General features: G+C 39.3%; 15 protein-coding genes and 1 pseudogene. 4 read left to right on the plus strand and 12 right to left on the minus strand.

All coding sequences use genetic code 11. The annotated features are described in order from the left end of the window. Positions 1-24 precede the first annotated feature (24 nt). From HC733_RS13585 to HC733_RS13625, 9 genes are all read right to left on the minus strand, one after another. Positions 25-945 carry an aldo/keto reductase gene (locus HC733_RS13585; protein ID WP_190365588.1) on the minus strand — a complete coding sequence of 307 codons (921 nt, stop codon included), beginning with the start codon at positions 943-945 and terminating at the stop codon, positions 25-27. 7 nt (positions 946-952) lie between these two features. After that, positions 953-1162 (minus strand): hypothetical protein, encoded by a 210-nt coding sequence (locus tag HC733_RS13590; protein ID WP_190365589.1) that lies wholly within the window; start codon positions 1160-1162, stop codon positions 953-955. Between the two features lie 15 nt (positions 1163-1177). After that, positions 1178-1774, minus strand: a complete 597-nt coding sequence (locus tag HC733_RS13595; protein WP_238937549.1) for a 2OG-Fe(II) oxygenase family protein — start codon at positions 1772-1774, stop codon at positions 1178-1180. Next, positions 1764-3182 (minus strand): hypothetical protein, encoded by a 1419-nt coding sequence (locus HC733_RS13600; protein ID WP_190365591.1) that lies wholly within the window; start codon positions 3180-3182, stop codon positions 1764-1766. Before HC733_RS13600 ends, HC733_RS13595 begins: the two co-directional genes overlap by 11 nt. Before the next feature lie 29 nt (positions 3183-3211). Then, positions 3212-4504 (minus strand): FCSD flavin-binding domain-containing protein, encoded by a 1293-nt coding sequence (locus tag HC733_RS13605; RefSeq protein WP_190365592.1) that lies wholly within the window; start codon positions 4502-4504, stop codon positions 3212-3214. Further along, positions 4494-5048, minus strand: a complete 555-nt coding sequence (locus HC733_RS13610; protein ID WP_190365593.1) for a c-type cytochrome — start codon at positions 5046-5048, stop codon at positions 4494-4496. Before HC733_RS13610 ends, HC733_RS13605 begins: the two co-directional genes overlap by 11 nt. 81 nt (positions 5049-5129) lie before the next feature. Beyond that, positions 5130-5366 (minus strand): hypothetical protein, encoded by a 237-nt coding sequence (locus HC733_RS13615; RefSeq protein ID WP_190365594.1) that lies wholly within the window; start codon positions 5364-5366, stop codon positions 5130-5132. Between the two features lie 128 nt (positions 5367-5494). Next, positions 5495-8857, minus strand: a complete 3363-nt coding sequence (locus HC733_RS13620; RefSeq protein ID WP_190365595.1) for an amino acid adenylation domain-containing protein — start codon at positions 8855-8857, stop codon at positions 5495-5497. Positions 8858-8951: 94 nt separating this feature from the next. After that, positions 8952-9500 (minus strand): GrpB family protein, encoded by a 549-nt coding sequence (locus HC733_RS13625; RefSeq protein WP_190365596.1) that lies wholly within the window; start codon positions 9498-9500, stop codon positions 8952-8954. A gap of 349 nt (positions 9501-9849) precedes the next feature. On the opposite strand from HC733_RS13625, the gene truD reads away from it, so the two are divergent. The 3 genes from truD (at position 9850) to HC733_RS13640 (ending at position 12271) form a co-directional block, all read left to right on the plus strand. After that, complete coding sequence (gene truD / locus HC733_RS13630) at positions 9850-10881, plus strand: tRNA pseudouridine(13) synthase TruD (RefSeq protein ID WP_190365597.1); 1032 nt, start codon at positions 9850-9852, stop codon at positions 10879-10881. A gap of 227 nt (positions 10882-11108) precedes the next feature. Beyond that, complete coding sequence (locus tag HC733_RS13635) at positions 11109-11645, plus strand: YaeQ family protein (RefSeq protein ID WP_190365598.1); 537 nt, start codon at positions 11109-11111, stop codon at positions 11643-11645. Between the two features lie 8 nt (positions 11646-11653). Beyond that, on the plus strand, positions 11654-12271 hold the full coding sequence (locus HC733_RS13640; RefSeq protein WP_190365599.1) for a PGAP1-like alpha/beta domain-containing protein: 618 nt from the start codon (positions 11654-11656) through the stop codon (positions 12269-12271). A 14-nt stretch (positions 12272-12285) separates the two neighbouring features. On the opposite strand, the gene HC733_RS13645 is transcribed toward HC733_RS13640, so the two are convergent. The 3 genes from HC733_RS13645 to HC733_RS13655 all read right to left on the minus strand — a co-directional run bounded on the left by HC733_RS13645 (position 12286) and on the right by HC733_RS13655 (position 14227). Beyond that, the gene (locus HC733_RS13645; RefSeq protein ID WP_190365600.1) at positions 12286-12534 is read right to left on the minus strand and encodes a hypothetical protein; all 249 of its coding nucleotides are present in this window, start codon (positions 12532-12534) and stop codon (positions 12286-12288) included. 197 nt (positions 12535-12731) lie between these two features. After that, positions 12732-13532 carry a hypothetical protein gene (locus HC733_RS13650; protein WP_190365601.1) on the minus strand — a complete coding sequence of 267 codons (801 nt, stop codon included), beginning with the start codon at positions 13530-13532 and terminating at the stop codon, positions 12732-12734. Positions 13533-13753: 221 nt separating this feature from the next. Further along, the gene (locus HC733_RS13655; protein ID WP_190365602.1) at positions 13754-14227 is read right to left on the minus strand and encodes a hypothetical protein; all 474 of its coding nucleotides are present in this window, start codon (positions 14225-14227) and stop codon (positions 13754-13756) included. Positions 14228-14280: 53 nt separating this feature from the next. Between HC733_RS13655 and HC733_RS13660 the strand changes: the two are divergent. After that, positions 14281-14394 (plus strand): annotated as a pseudogene (locus HC733_RS13660) (IS3-like element ISVpa4 family transposase); the annotation flags it as partial.

Genomic DNA, 14394 nt, shown 5'->3' on the forward strand with positions numbered 1-14394 from the left:
TGTAGAGCAAGGTCCTTGATAAAACTAAAATAAAGCCTTTTGAGGCTGATACCATTTTACGACCTCGCTCTCAACTTTAAAAAAGCCATCACCAATAGTGTCTTGTAACTGTTCAACAACTCCTGCGCCAACCAAAGCACTACTGACGCAGGTATTTGCTAGCAGTAAGCCTACTGCTAGGTTTGCGGGCGAAGTATTATGCAGCGTAGCCATCATCCGTAGCTTTTCCGAAAAAGACCAACCTTTTTCATGCCAATAAAAACTCCCCTTATGAGTCAATAGCGGATGCCCTTGATTTGGTGGATTGGCATTATCATATCGCCCACCAAGCAACCCGCGACCAAGTGCTGAAGCGGCTAGAAAGCCAATTTTGAATTTCTTTAATACATCCGACATATCATCAAGGGCAGTTGGATTAAATACATTTGCCTGACACTGTACACTAGACAAAGAGTTACTCAGGCCCTGATTTGCTAGATGATATGCATCAACGAGCTGCCAAGGTTTGACGTTACACAATCCGAAATACAGTATCTTGCCTTCACGCACCAATTCTTGAAGTGTTTGGATCGTTTCCTCTAATGGTGTCGTTGGGTCTGGACTATGCAATTGATACAAATCGATATAATCCGTTCCCAGACGCTGTAGACTTTGCTCGACAGCAATACGAATTGAGCGTCTGCTCGCGCCGGCATAAGCTTTAACATGACGAAACTTGGTCGCTATTACAGCTTGGTGGCGATTAAAAGCAAGCGCTGCGCCAAGCTTTCTCTCACTTTCACCAGCTTGGTAACAGTCTGCTGTATCGAAAAAGTTCACACCTCGCTCAAGCGCACCAATGACAAGCTGTTTAGAACGCACGTCATCCAGCTCACCAAGCCTGCCACAACCTAGACCTAACTTTGAGACCCGAAGACCCGTATTACCCAACGTTGTGTATAACATTTGTGGATCACCAACTGACACGCATCTGTTGTACGTGTCGCTGAGCTAAACCTTGCTCAATCAGCGTATCAACGTCTCCATCCAACAAACATCGACGTTGCTCATCTGTTAAATCATATTTCTGAGTAATTAACTCAGGATTGAGTTCCCATTCTTTTTGCACGTCAGGATCGTTAAGAAGAGCATCAAGCAATGCATTAATATCATTATTTTTCATATTATTTACCTTTAATTATTTGCGCCAGAAAGTGACTGATAGCGATCTTCGTGGAACAACACTACTTTTTATTTCCGATACGGCATGCCAGCTTTTCGATGAACGGACTAACAACATGCTAGCTGCAAACTCGGGCATAATTTGGGTGACTAACTGCTTACCTGTCTCATCATAAACTTCAAATGCTCCACCATAGTCCTGCAACCATTGTTCATTTAAGTAAATGACTTGGTTAACCAATTTTTCCGGCTTATCTAAATGAACTGATAACCAGTCTCCCTGATGGTATTCCCAAAAATTCAATGAAACAGAGCTTTGTTGCAGATCGACCCCTGTTAGCGCAGAGACTGCGGCTCGATACTCATGGCTTGATAGAAATGAACACCAATCTTTACTGACATCTGACATCGCGCAATCAAATACGTTGTCGGTATGCAGTTGGTATGACTTATCATCCTCGCTTTTAGCAAATGAGCTCAAATTGGCTAACGATATATCCTTAGCCAATGCATTAGCCACATACTCAGGTATAAGATTTGGGATGTAGCAATATTTCCATGGGCTAGTTGTCATTTTTGACTTTTGGAGTTTTTCAAGCACATTAGACTTCATCACAAACCATGTCTCCACTGGTTATGTGTGCGCCACATTGATTAAGCGATTTAGGTAATGCCGAATAGCCTCGCTCAAGATGGTGAGCTCCACGTAACTCCGTGCGACCAGAAACTCCCAATGCTGCAATCAACAGCACTGCAGCTGCTCGCAAATCACTTCCCCAGATGAGACAATCAGTGTTTTTGGGCGGCTGCTCTCCATAAATAAGCAACTGATTGTCAGAAACTTCAACTCCACACCCAAGCAAAGCTAAGCCTTTGGCATAATCAAATCGGTTTTTCCAAACTTCTTCAACTAGCTTAGAGTTGCCAGACGCATAAGTGGCCAATAGCGCAAAAAACGGCTGACTATCACTAAAAATACCTTTGGAACAAACATGCGTGTCGAATGGCTGAAAATTGTTGACTTTTTCAACTGTTAATGTACCCGAAGTCACTATCACACTGACCCCTATGCGTTTAAACAATTGCAACTCAGGTTCAAGCGCTAACAATGCACATGAAAGGCGTCTAGCTTTGAGAGTGATAGATGGTGACGCATAAAGCGCGCCTGCACATATCCACGTAACGATTTCAATCAAATCGGGAATTAGAGTGTGATCGACTCTAGTTATACTCGTATTTAGATCTTGCTTTGGCGTAATCCTAACGCTATCTTGAGCTAGATATTCTACTTTAACACCCATCTTTTCCATTACAACAAGCATTTCCATGACGTCAGGTTTAGGGTATAAATGGTAGATTTCACTTACCCCTTCAGAAATAACAGCCATCAATAATGCCATTTTACTCGCACCTGACCACTTCGGCCCAGTTGGATTTTCACGACAGTGAGTGTACTCAAGTAGATCAACCTTACACCCCTGTAAGCGCTCTGCTTGAATATGGATCTCCCCGCTTTCCATAACTTGCGTTGATGCTCCAAAGCGTTCAAAGATTTCAATGTAATGCTCAATAGGTCGAGCTCCATTTGAGGTGTCACCAATTTGACATCCCCCACCATGGTTCATCACCGCTCTTTGAGTACGCTTTAACATAGCGGGAATTAAATAAACGGCTCCATGTATTTCGGCATTTAATTCACCTGCTTCAAGACATCTGTGAATTGATGACCCATCAATCGTAAACTTACCACCGCTAAAATGGGCATAACCTCCTAATTTCTGGATAATATTTACAAAAGATCGCGTTTCTTGAATATTCGGACAATTGTGAAGGTCAAACTGCTGGTTACTTGTACACGCAAGCGATGCCAAAGTGACAAATAAATGCTTGAAACCTTGAATGTGGTGTTGACCTGATAGATGACATGGTCCCTGAATCAGCAATATATCACTATCACTGGCCAAATATTTTGCCGCACGGGACTCTTGCTCTTTTGTGACTAAATTTACTGTTTTCCACATAGTAACTTGTCCATGATCCAAATTAGTATTTATTTGTTGAATTTACTGGCAATGATTCGATTAAAAGTATCGAGAGCTTGTCTAGATTCAGCTCGGTAAATCCAAGGTTCACTTTGCAACGGTGTTATCCCTGTTTGTTCAGGTATCAAGCGTATCCATGGATCATCATAATCTCGTTTGTATGCTGCACTTATTGAAATACCGTAGTTTGGCGCGATTAATGAGTAGCAAACATTGTGATAGACTGATGGTTTGAGCGTTGTTTTGGTGATCTCTGCAACAACTGCATTAGCGCAAATACGCGCTTGGTTTGCAGCTGAAAAGGCCGACTTAGGCATATCCCCGGCTATAGCTGCGTCTCCTAAAACATACGTATTTGGCAACAAAGTTGAAGCCATTGTATCAAAGTTAATCGGACACCAACCGGAGGCATTTGTCAGCCCGTTATTCAATGCAAAATCTCCCGCCCGTTGACGAGGAATGAAGTTTATACATTCACTTTCAAAGGTCCCTGCTTTTGCGAACACTTTGTTCCCTTTGATCCGTGTGACCTGACCTCCAGCTTCCTTAGAAAGATATTTTATAAGGCTGTTTTGAGTACCGAATTGATAATGCTTTTTCCAACCTTCAACAAATGCATCTTGTTTGGTAAAGCTCGACTTTGAGTCTAAAATGAGAACGTAGCTATTCGGCTTATGATGGCGAAGATAATCTGCAACCAATCCTGCTCGCTCATAGGGTCCAGGGGGGCATTTGTAAATTTTGTCTGGTGCTATAATAATGAATGGCTGACCATCAGGAAGTTGTTGTAACTTATCTTTTAGCGCTAAAAAGCTTTGCTCACCTTTCCATCCATGGGGATAGGAGAGCGTATTATTCTCACTTACTCCTTCAACGTTATCATATATAAAGCCAATACCTGGTGCCGTGATTAAATAATCATATTCAACATATTCACCTGACGCACAGATAATACGCTTTGTATTAGAATCTATACTTAGCGCTTTATCCTGTATAAAGCGTATACCCGCTCTTTTTATAAATGTTTGATAGTCAAACTTTATTTTGGGATGCTCTTTCATCTCGACGAGCGCAGCATTACTCATGAAACAACTGTGGTATGCTGGTTTCTCCTCGATTAATGTGATATCTACATCAATTTTATCTATAATAGATTCAATAAATTCCAACCCTGCACAGCCACCGCCAACAACAACAATTTTTGGGCGAGAAAATTTAAGGCCAAAATATAACCCACCACCAATTAATGGCATGGATAGCAATGCTTTTATAAAGGTTCTTTTATTATTATTAATTGCCATTAGGCACAACCTTAAAACCACTAAGATAGTCAATAACTAGTTTAGTCTCTTGCTCAGACATATTTGATATGTAATACCCCATTGAAGCCGGCATAATTCTCCGACCTTGTTTAAATAAATCAATAGCATCTCCAAGATATTCTTTTGGCAACCCTGTTAATATAGGAATACCAGCGGATGAAAGTTGGTGGCACGCCGCACATTTTTGATTATATATATCTAACCCAGGGTGGTCGTTAATTTCTCTATCAAAAGAAAAAGATATTGACTTACTAGAGAAGTATTTACTAAGCCAACTAATATCTTCATTACTTAATCGATTGGCAATCCTAGTCATCATCGTATTGGGCACTATATTTGCTCTAAAATTTAACAATGCACGTTTGAGATATTGCTCTGGCTGTCCATTAATGTTTGGAATATAACTAGATTGTTGAGAGCTATGACAACTGATACATATGGCTGAGAGCTGCTCATTACTATACAAAGAAAAAGGCAGTATATATAAGAGTAATAAAATACTATACCTTATAAGAAACTTCATTGAACACACACCAAGCAAAAAAGAAACACTATTACTGATAAAAATGCTTCTCATTTTGAGAAGCATTAAAAAATTACTGACTTACCAACAGCAAGCAGCTTTTATCATTTGATCATAAGCCTTATCAACCGGCTGTTGACGAGAGTATGCACCTAAGTCACGACTCTGAGCCATTGACGCCTCCATATCCATCACTTCACTCATGATAGCTGTGTTAGATGCAGCTTGTGTTTCATTAGATTGCACTGCGAGTGTGATCGCACCAGAAATCCCTGTTGCAATGAGTACTGCAGAAGATAATCCATTCATTTTCTTCATAAATTAAATACCTTATTTAATGATAATGATATTGTGCCTACTAAACATGTAAGCAATTGAAATATATCAAAAAATCAAATTACCAGTCAACAAAATAAAGCCATTCAGCCAATAAAATAATTAAATATTTATTTTAATAATCTTTTAAACGTAACCATTCGATGAGATAAAAAATCCGCACAATTAATATTACTTTTGTTTTTAAAGAAAAAACTAAGCACTCCAGACACATTTTTACACCTAGACTGAACATTATAAAAGTGCTCACTTCCTAAATACTCCAACTTTGCGGTTACTACTTCGCCACCTTCATTTTTTTTTATCATTAACTCATTTCTTTCATTTTCAAAAACAACTATAGACGATGCATCATTAAAGTACTCACCCACATAAATAGAAAAGTCATTTAGCTCTTTTTTATATTTTAGTTGATTATATTTTGGGAAAACATCAGCCAAAATTTCATGAGCAACAGCTAAACTGGGCAGTTGATTTGCTAAAAATGCGACTCCAATATTGCGCTTCCGATCAAATTTAATAATGCTTTCATGACCGAACGATGAACCCGCTCGCCCTAACATACCATCACGATAGTGAAATAAAGAAAGTCCTAGCTTATTCCAATCCAGATGCCCTTGATACTCGGCTTGTACAGTACACATCTGTTCAACATCAAACCACTCACCTTGCTTCCCCTTGTGGCTATTCAAAAACAACTGTACAAACTTAGCCAAGCTTTGAATATTCATCGGGATCTGAATACCATCAAAAGGGTTTAGTGAAGATAGCTGTTCAACATCAGCGGCGCTACTTCGTCTGAATACTGAGCCGCTATCCGTTTGATAACCCACAGCAACATCATTTCCTGTATGTTCAACAAGACCATATCGCTGCATAAAATCCCCAACAATTTCATGCCAAAACTTCCCTGATATTTGCTCAATAATTGCCGCAGCAATGATAAACTCAACGTCTGTATAAGAAGCTCCTTTCCCCGGTTGAAAATAGCTTGATAAATTAGACGTAAATTGCATATGTTTCTGGATACCATCCAGACCAGAAAAACTGCGCTTTCGTATACTACTTTCATCAATCCCTGACGTGTGGGAAAGCAAATGCCTCATAGTTATTTGTGATGCATATTCGGAACATTTAATCTTAAACTCAGGAACGTAGTATTTTATAGGGGTATCTAGCTGTAATAATCCTTTTATAACGAAATCCATCACCACAGCTCCCGTAATAACTTTAGCAATGCAGCCAATTCTAAAACGAGTCTGTAATGTAACAGGTATCTGTGTTTCTAAGTTCGCCATACCAGCAACAGCAAAGAAAGTCTGCTCAGGTAAAAAAAGTGCTATCGCTGCTCCAGGAATATTATGTTTTGCCAACGACTGAGATAGCTTTCTACGTAAAATACTTTCACACATGGGTTCATTTGAACCTCGAGGTTCCTGGTTCAAACGCAATACTTGATAGTTTAAATTATTTAGAAAGCGATACATCGCCAGTCCTGTGTTCAAAACAAACTGAGCAACTTCTTCAAGGTGCTCAAAATGAACTATTTCTTGCTCAGAAATATCTAGTGCGAACGTGGCATTTAGAGATTCTAGAATATGTAAACTTGAGGACCATCGATTACTGGTCCCTTTATTGTCCTGTGCTGCAATTAAACTCAGAATAACTTCTACACCAATAAGGCTTTTCTGGCTAAAAATTTGTTGAGCAATATACCGAGATAATGCTTTTAAGGAGGGATATTTATAGATGCTAAGCAAGGGCACATCTATATTCAGCCCAACTTTAATACGCTGTACAATCAAGTGCCCACTAAATGATGAAAGTCCCTGATGAAAAAAATTTGTCTCATCACAAATTTGGGGGTTTACTTCGAGTTCCACAAGCTGCTGTAAAAGCCATGCAACAATTGCATTTTGCTTATTCTTAGACCTTTGTGGCATCGTTAATAATAATGCGCGCAATGCTGATAAATCTGTTTTCCCATTTGTTGTGAGTGGTAATTTATCCACCAAGACAAACCTACTTGGCAGCATAAAAACAGGTAGCTGTTTTAATAATTGCTGCCTTAAAAGTTCTTCATCATACCCGCTTTTGCTCCTTAGAAAAGCTACTATTTGGGTCTGTAGATTCTGGCTCTTAGCACCTATCACCACACTATCCCAGACGAGTCCACTATCGTTTATAAGAGTTGCAATTTCATCTAGTTCGACACGATACCCGTTCACTTTAACCTGCTCGTCTAATCGGCCCAATATACAAAAATTACCATCAGGCAGTTTATAACCGAGATCACCTGTTTTATATAATCGTCCGGATTTTACAATATTACTGTACACAAACTTTTGAGCTGTCAACTGAGGCTGATTCAAATACCCAAGAGCAAGCCCCCTACCAGCAATACATATTTCTCCAACCTCCCCGACAGGTAACGGTTTGGTATTAGTATCAACAATGTAAATTTGAGTATTTGCAATTGGCTTTCCGATATGTACTTTATCGAAAATGCGCGCAAGCGTAGACCAAATAGTCGTTTCCGTTGGTCCATATAAGTTGTAAAGCTGCGCACCATGTCTTAGTAAAGATTGAGCAAGGCTATTAGATAAGGGCTCTCCACCACACAAAGCCTTAAACCCAGCTGGAGGCTTCCAACCTGTTTGGAGTATCAAATGCCATAGTGAAGGGGTCGTTTGCAACACATTGATTTGAAAATATACCAATTGTGTTTGAAGGCGAGAAAGATCTCGTGTCGCTTTATCATCAAATAGGTACAATGTTGCACCATTATACAAAGGCATCAGTATTTCTAAAAAAGCAATGTCAAAACTCATTGGAGTTATAGCTGCTAATCGATCTGACTGGGTAAACCCAATACGGCGAGAAACAGAAGACACGACATTTTCCAAAGAGCCATGTCTTACGATTACTCCCTTAGGTTTTCCAGAAGAACCAGACGTATACAAGATATAGACAGGACTATCGACATACGGCCTAAAGCAAATATTAGCGACTCCAGAAGCAGACTGATTATTCCATTCTTTTTGACTTGCTCTATAAGCATTTTGAACATCTAACACTTTAATATGCTTTGCACACAGCATCTCAAATGACTTTGAATCACTCAGTACATGGCTAACACCAGCATCATTAATCATATACTCTATCCGCTCATTCGGGTACAACGGATCTATCGGTATAATAACCGCACCAATTTTATTTAACGATAACATTAAAACTATCATTTCTATGGAACGATTCGCGCAAAAGGCGACCACCGAGCCTGTCGTAATACCCTGGTGCGATAGGTAAAGTGCGCCTTCTTGTATTTGAGTAGAAAGTTCATCAAAAGTTACCGAATCATTATTTAAGTTAATTGCAATTCGGTTTGGTGATTCGAGACTCTGTTTTTGGATCAGAGTGGCTAATGAGTAAGTACTCAATTTATCGATCAATTTTATATTTGACTGAGCCATACTGCGGCTGTCCTTTGTTTTCTATGCTAAGACTATCCTTGCGATAACAAGTGAGCATATGTTAAACGTCACTTATCTTCTGATCCATAGGCTACTAAATTTGAATTTTGGATTCTCTCGCCAAACGTATCAAATTTTCAATAAAGTCTGTTTTTGCTTGCGCATAGGCGTTCATATCTTCCCACGACCGTTGTGCAAACTTGCGTTTTATTGTTTCATATTCCGATCTAGCCTCTGGGTTCACTCGAAGATAATTCCTCAGTAATAAGTAACGCTCTACTTCTTGACAACCTGCAGAAAAAATATGGATATGTACATCCCGTTCCGGTGTTCTGACCATCCTATGCTCAAAGAATAGTGGCTCTCTAACTCTCAATTGATACCCAGCGTCAAGCAATGGCTGCAGGTAGCTGCCTTCGTCCGCAGAGTCATTTACAACGACAACAATATCAATAATTGGCTTTGCAGCAAGCTCAGGGACAGAGGTCGATCCTATATGTTCAATTTGCAATGCCTCTGGACCAAGCGCATTTTTTATTTTCCGCCTATGTTGCTCAAACATCTCGAACCAGTGTGGCTGATAATCAACTATTTTAATGTCAACTTTCTCAATACCACCGATCAACACTTCATCGTCTTTCATACTTTTCACTCCAAATTCAGAAGCAGTCTCTTCTGCAGTCTTGCACTATACCTTTATCCTTACGATCTAACACAATTCAGGAACAAAGAAGAAAAACAAAAGAGAAATAAATCTCATTTGTATAACGTATTGCTGTATATTAACACCATTTATTCTTATAATGCGATGCCAACAACAAAAATATATAAAAATTCCAATATATTTAGTCATTTATAGCGTTATGACGTTGTTAAAAATCGAAGCTTTGTTGGCTGACGATATGCGCGCTTTCTTCAATGGTGAAAATGCGCACAGTGACTATTAGCACTTAAAAGTCAATGAAATGATACAAGTATTAACAAGGTGTTAAATGAATTTTGTACTAAAAAAGATACCCGAGGACTTTCGAGTTCAAGAAACTCAGTCTCATCACCGCATTGATGATTTTGAGCACAGGCATTATCAATGCTTCAGAGTTACTAAAAAAAATTATGAAACATTTGACGTTATTGATGCAATTTCACAACATTTTGGCCTAAGCAAAAGTTATATCCACTTTGCAGGGTTGAAGGATAAAGATGGCGTAACGACTCAGTATATTTCGGTTGCCAATCCAAGTCGAAACAACCTAGATCCTAGCAGCTTCAACTATACCTACTATGATACCGACAAAAGTGAAAAATATATTCATTTATCTCACATTGGCCGATCTGACAAAAAAATTGAGATCGCAGATTTGTTTGGGAATACGTTTGATATAGTGGTACGAGCAATAAACACCGAACTGAAGGAGAAATTAATAAATAAAAGCACATTTAACTTTATGTTTATTAACTATTATGACACCCAGCGCTTCGGGATACCGCATGGTAAGAAAATAGCTCATTTAATCGGCCATGCACTCGAAAAAAGTGATTATGAACTCGCTACTGAACTTATTAACCAGCTGGGTGATAGTCCCGAGTTAATCGAGCATCCATTGCAAAGCTCTAACGAGCTATTTTCCAGAATAGACCCGCGAAAGTTAGCTTTTTATCGTTCAGCCTACTCATCTTGGCTGTGGAATAAAGACGTTCAGCAAGTACTAACTCTTCTGCCAGAAGACGTTCTAATTACAGAACAATCTGACGGTATTTCATTTTTGTATCCTAAAAACGTCAAAGATGTTCTTCCGATCTTGCTTGACCACAGTGGGTATAAGTACAAGCGATATATAGCGCATGAAAATGAGTTCAGGGCAAGAGAAGTTGAACGGCCAGTTTTAGTTCAGGTATTTATCCGTTGCGATGACCTCGAAGAAGATGAGTTGCATCCCGGTCATTTTAAATGTCGCTTCCAATTTTTTCTTCCTTCTGGTTGTTATGCAACTATGGTACTGAAACAGTTACTCTATTCTCTATAAATTACAGGTCTAGCACTAATGTCAATGCTATAGCGTGCATGCAAGGTGGTGGGAAGCTAAGCTTATTTGAAACAGATACGCAAAGAATAGCCATATCATTTTGTTCTTAATTGCTTCCGCAACGAGGGTATCAGGAAGAGAAAACTATCTCTTTTCGTCATTTTTCCACAAACAGATCCTTGAACTCAAGTATACTGCGCGCATCATTTTATATGGGCAAGATTCATATGGCGTTAAAGTCAACTATTATAAAAACACAGCTGTCGCTCAGTGATATGGATAGGCATATCTATCAAACTCTGTCGCTGACGGTAGCGCAACATCCATCAGAAAACGAACAACGTTTAATGGTCAGACTGCTCGCTTACGCGTTGCAGTATCAAGAGCGATTGGAGTTTACCAAAGGGCTGTGCGCCGACGATGAACCGGAAATTTGGGTAAAAAACTACAGCGATGAAATTGAGTTATGGGTAGAGCTGGGTTTACCTGATGAAAAGCGCCTAAAAAAAGCCTGCAACCGAGCAAAACAGGTTGTGCTCTATACTTATGGTGAAAACGCCCAAGCTATTTGGTGGCAAAAAAATCAGGCTAAGTTGGCAAACTATGACAACTTATCTGTAGTCAGCCTGCCTTATTCAGCCACCGAGCTATTGGCCAAAATGGCCGCGCGCTCACTGTCTTTAACTGTGACAGTACAAGATGGTGAGATATGGGTAAGCGATGAACAAAACAGCGTACATTGCACCCCTGAGTTATTAAAATAGGAGTTTATATGGCGATAAAGCGTGTGGTGGTATTACACGGTTTGTACATGTCTGGGTTTGTGATGCATCCGCTTTGCACCAAACTTGAAAAAGAAGGGTTTGAGATATTAAACCTCAGCTACAATACGCTGTCGCCAGATAAGCGCGCTATTTTTTCCGCGATTGATAAATTTATCAATCGCCAACCTACCGCCCTTGTTTGTCACTCAATGGGTGGCTTAGTCGCCAGAGCCTATCTTGAACATCACTCCGAGCAAAGCCATTGGGTAAAAAAAGTGATCACCCTAGGCACGCCACATAAAGGCAGTGCCATTGCCCAACACATACATAACAAAGGCTTTGATATGCTGCTCAAAGACAGCATCGAATTTTTACTCAGTGACAATCAAGATTGGCCATTTAAAGCCAAGCTCTACAGCATAGCTGGCGACTTGCCACTTGGCCTAATGCCACTGTTAAAAAAAGGCAGCCGCTCTGATGGCACTGTGTTACTTGAAGAGACGAAACTCAAAGGCATGGCCGAGCATAAGGTGTTTCATTTAAGCCATACCACCATGATTTATTCACGACAGGTCATGCAGTATATCCTGCAGTTGTTAAATCAAGACGATGATCATAGAACCTGATTAGTATTAAAACATCACCGTGATTTAAGTGGCGTATCTTTAAGGTTAGAGCAATGCATTAGCCAAAACGCTGCTGCTGCAAAAATCCCAACACTTAAGGTCAACAAAAACCAAAAGAACGAGCCAAGAAACCACAACTTCTGCTTACGCTTTTTCACTTGCTCCGCTTCATGATAAACCCCATACGCCAACACCAAGTGCACAAACATCATAAACGCGCTGGCAACGATATAGTAAGGGGTAATTTCTGTTCCAAGTTCCATAACAAATATTTTTATCTTTAAATAGTAATGAGTTATAAATAGTTAATCATATAACTGTAGCCTACCTGCTCGTCTATTGTGCGGAGTTTAAGCACCTTAAAACATCATTAATCACAAGTGAGATTTCCACGTTTTTCTGTCAAAGCTATCGTACAACTCCGTTATTAATATCTTCCATAACCCTTGCTTTCAAACGTTTAAATAAGGTCTATTTTTGATAGCATAGATTTAAATTTAGCTTCAAAATTGAACTCATCAAACCCCTGTATGCTCCCCACTAACTGACCTTTTGTATAAAAATAAAAACTAGGCGTGCCCCAATATTTTATTTCAGGCCAATCGGCTTGATCATAAATATATAAATACTCCACACCGTCGAGTGCTTGGTTTTCCTTAGCAACTTTTTCGATATAGAGATTGCCGTTTTGCGGCATAAGCCAGTATGAATTATTTATAAATACGGATTTAAGTTCGTCATGTTTTAGCAACCAAGTAACAAACTTCTTCGAGGGTTGGCAAAATGGCGAACCTATCATAATGACTAAGCCCGAGTCTTTAAAACTAAAGCTTTTTTGAGTTAATAAACTACCCTTGTCTATCAACTTTAACAGGTCCCGTTTTTGTCTCTTCTTTGTATTGACCTTTGGCACCTGTGGTAAGTACAGATCAGGATATTCCAAACGTAATTTACGTGCGCCCTCAAAGTTTCTAACAAATAGATAACTCTTATAGAGATCGCTGATTGGTTTTTTATCGAGTTTACGTATAGCGAGTGCTCTAAAAGTTAACTCTTCCAACTTAGGGATTAATTGTGCTCTTTGTGGCGCGTAAAAAAATATCTTTTTTAATGTCTTATACAGATCATGTAACTTATTCGCATTCATATCTTCGAGCTTCTGACCATCTAACAGATGATGCAAACACTTTTCGTACAACGCCCAATAATTTTTGCCTCGCAGGTCAAACAAGTTATGCTCTAACATTCGCTGTGATTGCATCTTCCGCCTAGATTCTTCATCAATCTTATGGCTATATTCCATTATCGTGGAATGATCATAAGTTGTGAGCGTTTTACACTTTTCAAACTCAATTGAAAAAGCAATGCTGGGTATAAAAAGAAGAAAAATAGTTAGCTGTCGCATGGCTCCTCTCTGTACAAGCTCACTTAATTAAAAGTGAGCTTTGTTCTTCCTAAAAATAATACGGTACAACTGAGAATTTATTGGCAACTACCCAAACAAATATATTCATAGCTTTGGTAACAATTATGACCCGAGACACACTCATAGTCCTTAAAACCATTGGTCATTATTGTATTGCCAAACCCGAATGATGCTTCATTTAGCAGCATAGCATCTTCCTTAGTTTCCACTCTCGCTCCATTTAGTTGACCTACAACATGCTGAGCCCCAAATAGCGACAGCACTTTATAAATTTGTGTTGGAGTAAGTTCATACTCTAAAGGCTCATAATTAAATCCACCCAAACCAGCTTTGGTAAATGTGACACTATTAATAAACTTCTCTTTACCAGTAGGAGAAAGTAAGTCTAAAACAGAGTTTCTGTTAGCAAGGCGAATTAGCGCTTCCGTCGTTTTTATCGGAGCATGTTGCCATGCTAATTTGCGACGCAAATTCTCAGAGTCAATCGCTTGCTGTTGTAAACTAAGAACTGGCCCCCAATTTTCGGACATGACTTTAAGTGATTGTTCTGTTTTTATAGTAACCAAAAATATTGGAATAGATGATGACTAGAAAACGTAGAAACCACTCTCCTGAATTTAAAGCTAAAGTGGCCTTGGCCGCCGCTAAAGGAGATAAAACCGTTGCTGAATTAGCACAGAAATACAATCTTCACGCA

Origin of the sequence: Pseudoalteromonas sp. S16_S37 (assembly GCF_014694405.1) — a bacterium.
In the GTDB taxonomy this organism is placed as follows: domain Bacteria; phylum Pseudomonadota; class Gammaproteobacteria; order Enterobacterales; family Alteromonadaceae; genus Pseudoalteromonas.

Coding starts and splice junctions, on each gene's coding strand:
- HC733_RS13640 (WP_190365599.1), top strand. CDS start 11,654: ATGGCGATAAAGCGTGTGGTGGTATTACACGGTTTGTACATGTCTGGG.
- HC733_RS13650 (WP_190365601.1), bottom strand. CDS start 13,532: ATGCAATCACAGCGAATGTTAGAGCATAACTTGTTTGACCTGCGAGGC.
- HC733_RS13610 (WP_190365593.1), bottom strand. CDS start 5,048: ATGAAGTTTCTTATAAGGTATAGTATTTTATTACTCTTATATATACTG.
- HC733_RS13620 (WP_190365595.1), bottom strand. CDS start 8,857: ATGGCTCAGTCAAATATAAAATTGATCGATAAATTGAGTACTTACTCA.
- HC733_RS13595 (WP_238937549.1), bottom strand. CDS start 1,774: ATGAAGTCTAATGTGCTTGAAAAACTCCAAAAGTCAAAAATGACAACT.
- HC733_RS13605 (WP_190365592.1), bottom strand. CDS start 4,504: ATGGCAATTAATAATAATAAAAGAACCTTTATAAAAGCATTGCTATCC.
- truD (WP_190365597.1), top strand. CDS start 9,850: ATGAATTTTGTACTAAAAAAGATACCCGAGGACTTTCGAGTTCAAGAA.
- HC733_RS13600 (WP_190365591.1), bottom strand. CDS start 3,182: ATGTGGAAAACAGTAAATTTAGTCACAAAAGAGCAAGAGTCCCGTGCG.
- HC733_RS13615 (WP_190365594.1), bottom strand. CDS start 5,366: ATGAAGAAAATGAATGGATTATCTTCTGCAGTACTCATTGCAACAGGG.
- HC733_RS13625 (WP_190365596.1), bottom strand. CDS start 9,500: ATGAAAGACGATGAAGTGTTGATCGGTGGTATTGAGAAAGTTGACATT.
- HC733_RS13645 (WP_190365600.1), bottom strand. CDS start 12,534: ATGGAACTTGGAACAGAAATTACCCCTTACTATATCGTTGCCAGCGCG.
- HC733_RS13590 (WP_190365589.1), bottom strand. CDS start 1,162: ATGAAAAATAATGATATTAATGCATTGCTTGATGCTCTTCTTAACGAT.
- HC733_RS13585 (WP_190365588.1), bottom strand. CDS start 945: ATGTTATACACAACGTTGGGTAATACGGGTCTTCGGGTCTCAAAGTTA.
- HC733_RS13635 (WP_190365598.1), top strand. CDS start 11,109: ATGGCGTTAAAGTCAACTATTATAAAAACACAGCTGTCGCTCAGTGAT.
- HC733_RS13655 (WP_190365602.1), bottom strand. CDS start 14,227: ATGTCCGAAAATTGGGGGCCAGTTCTTAGTTTACAACAGCAAGCGATT.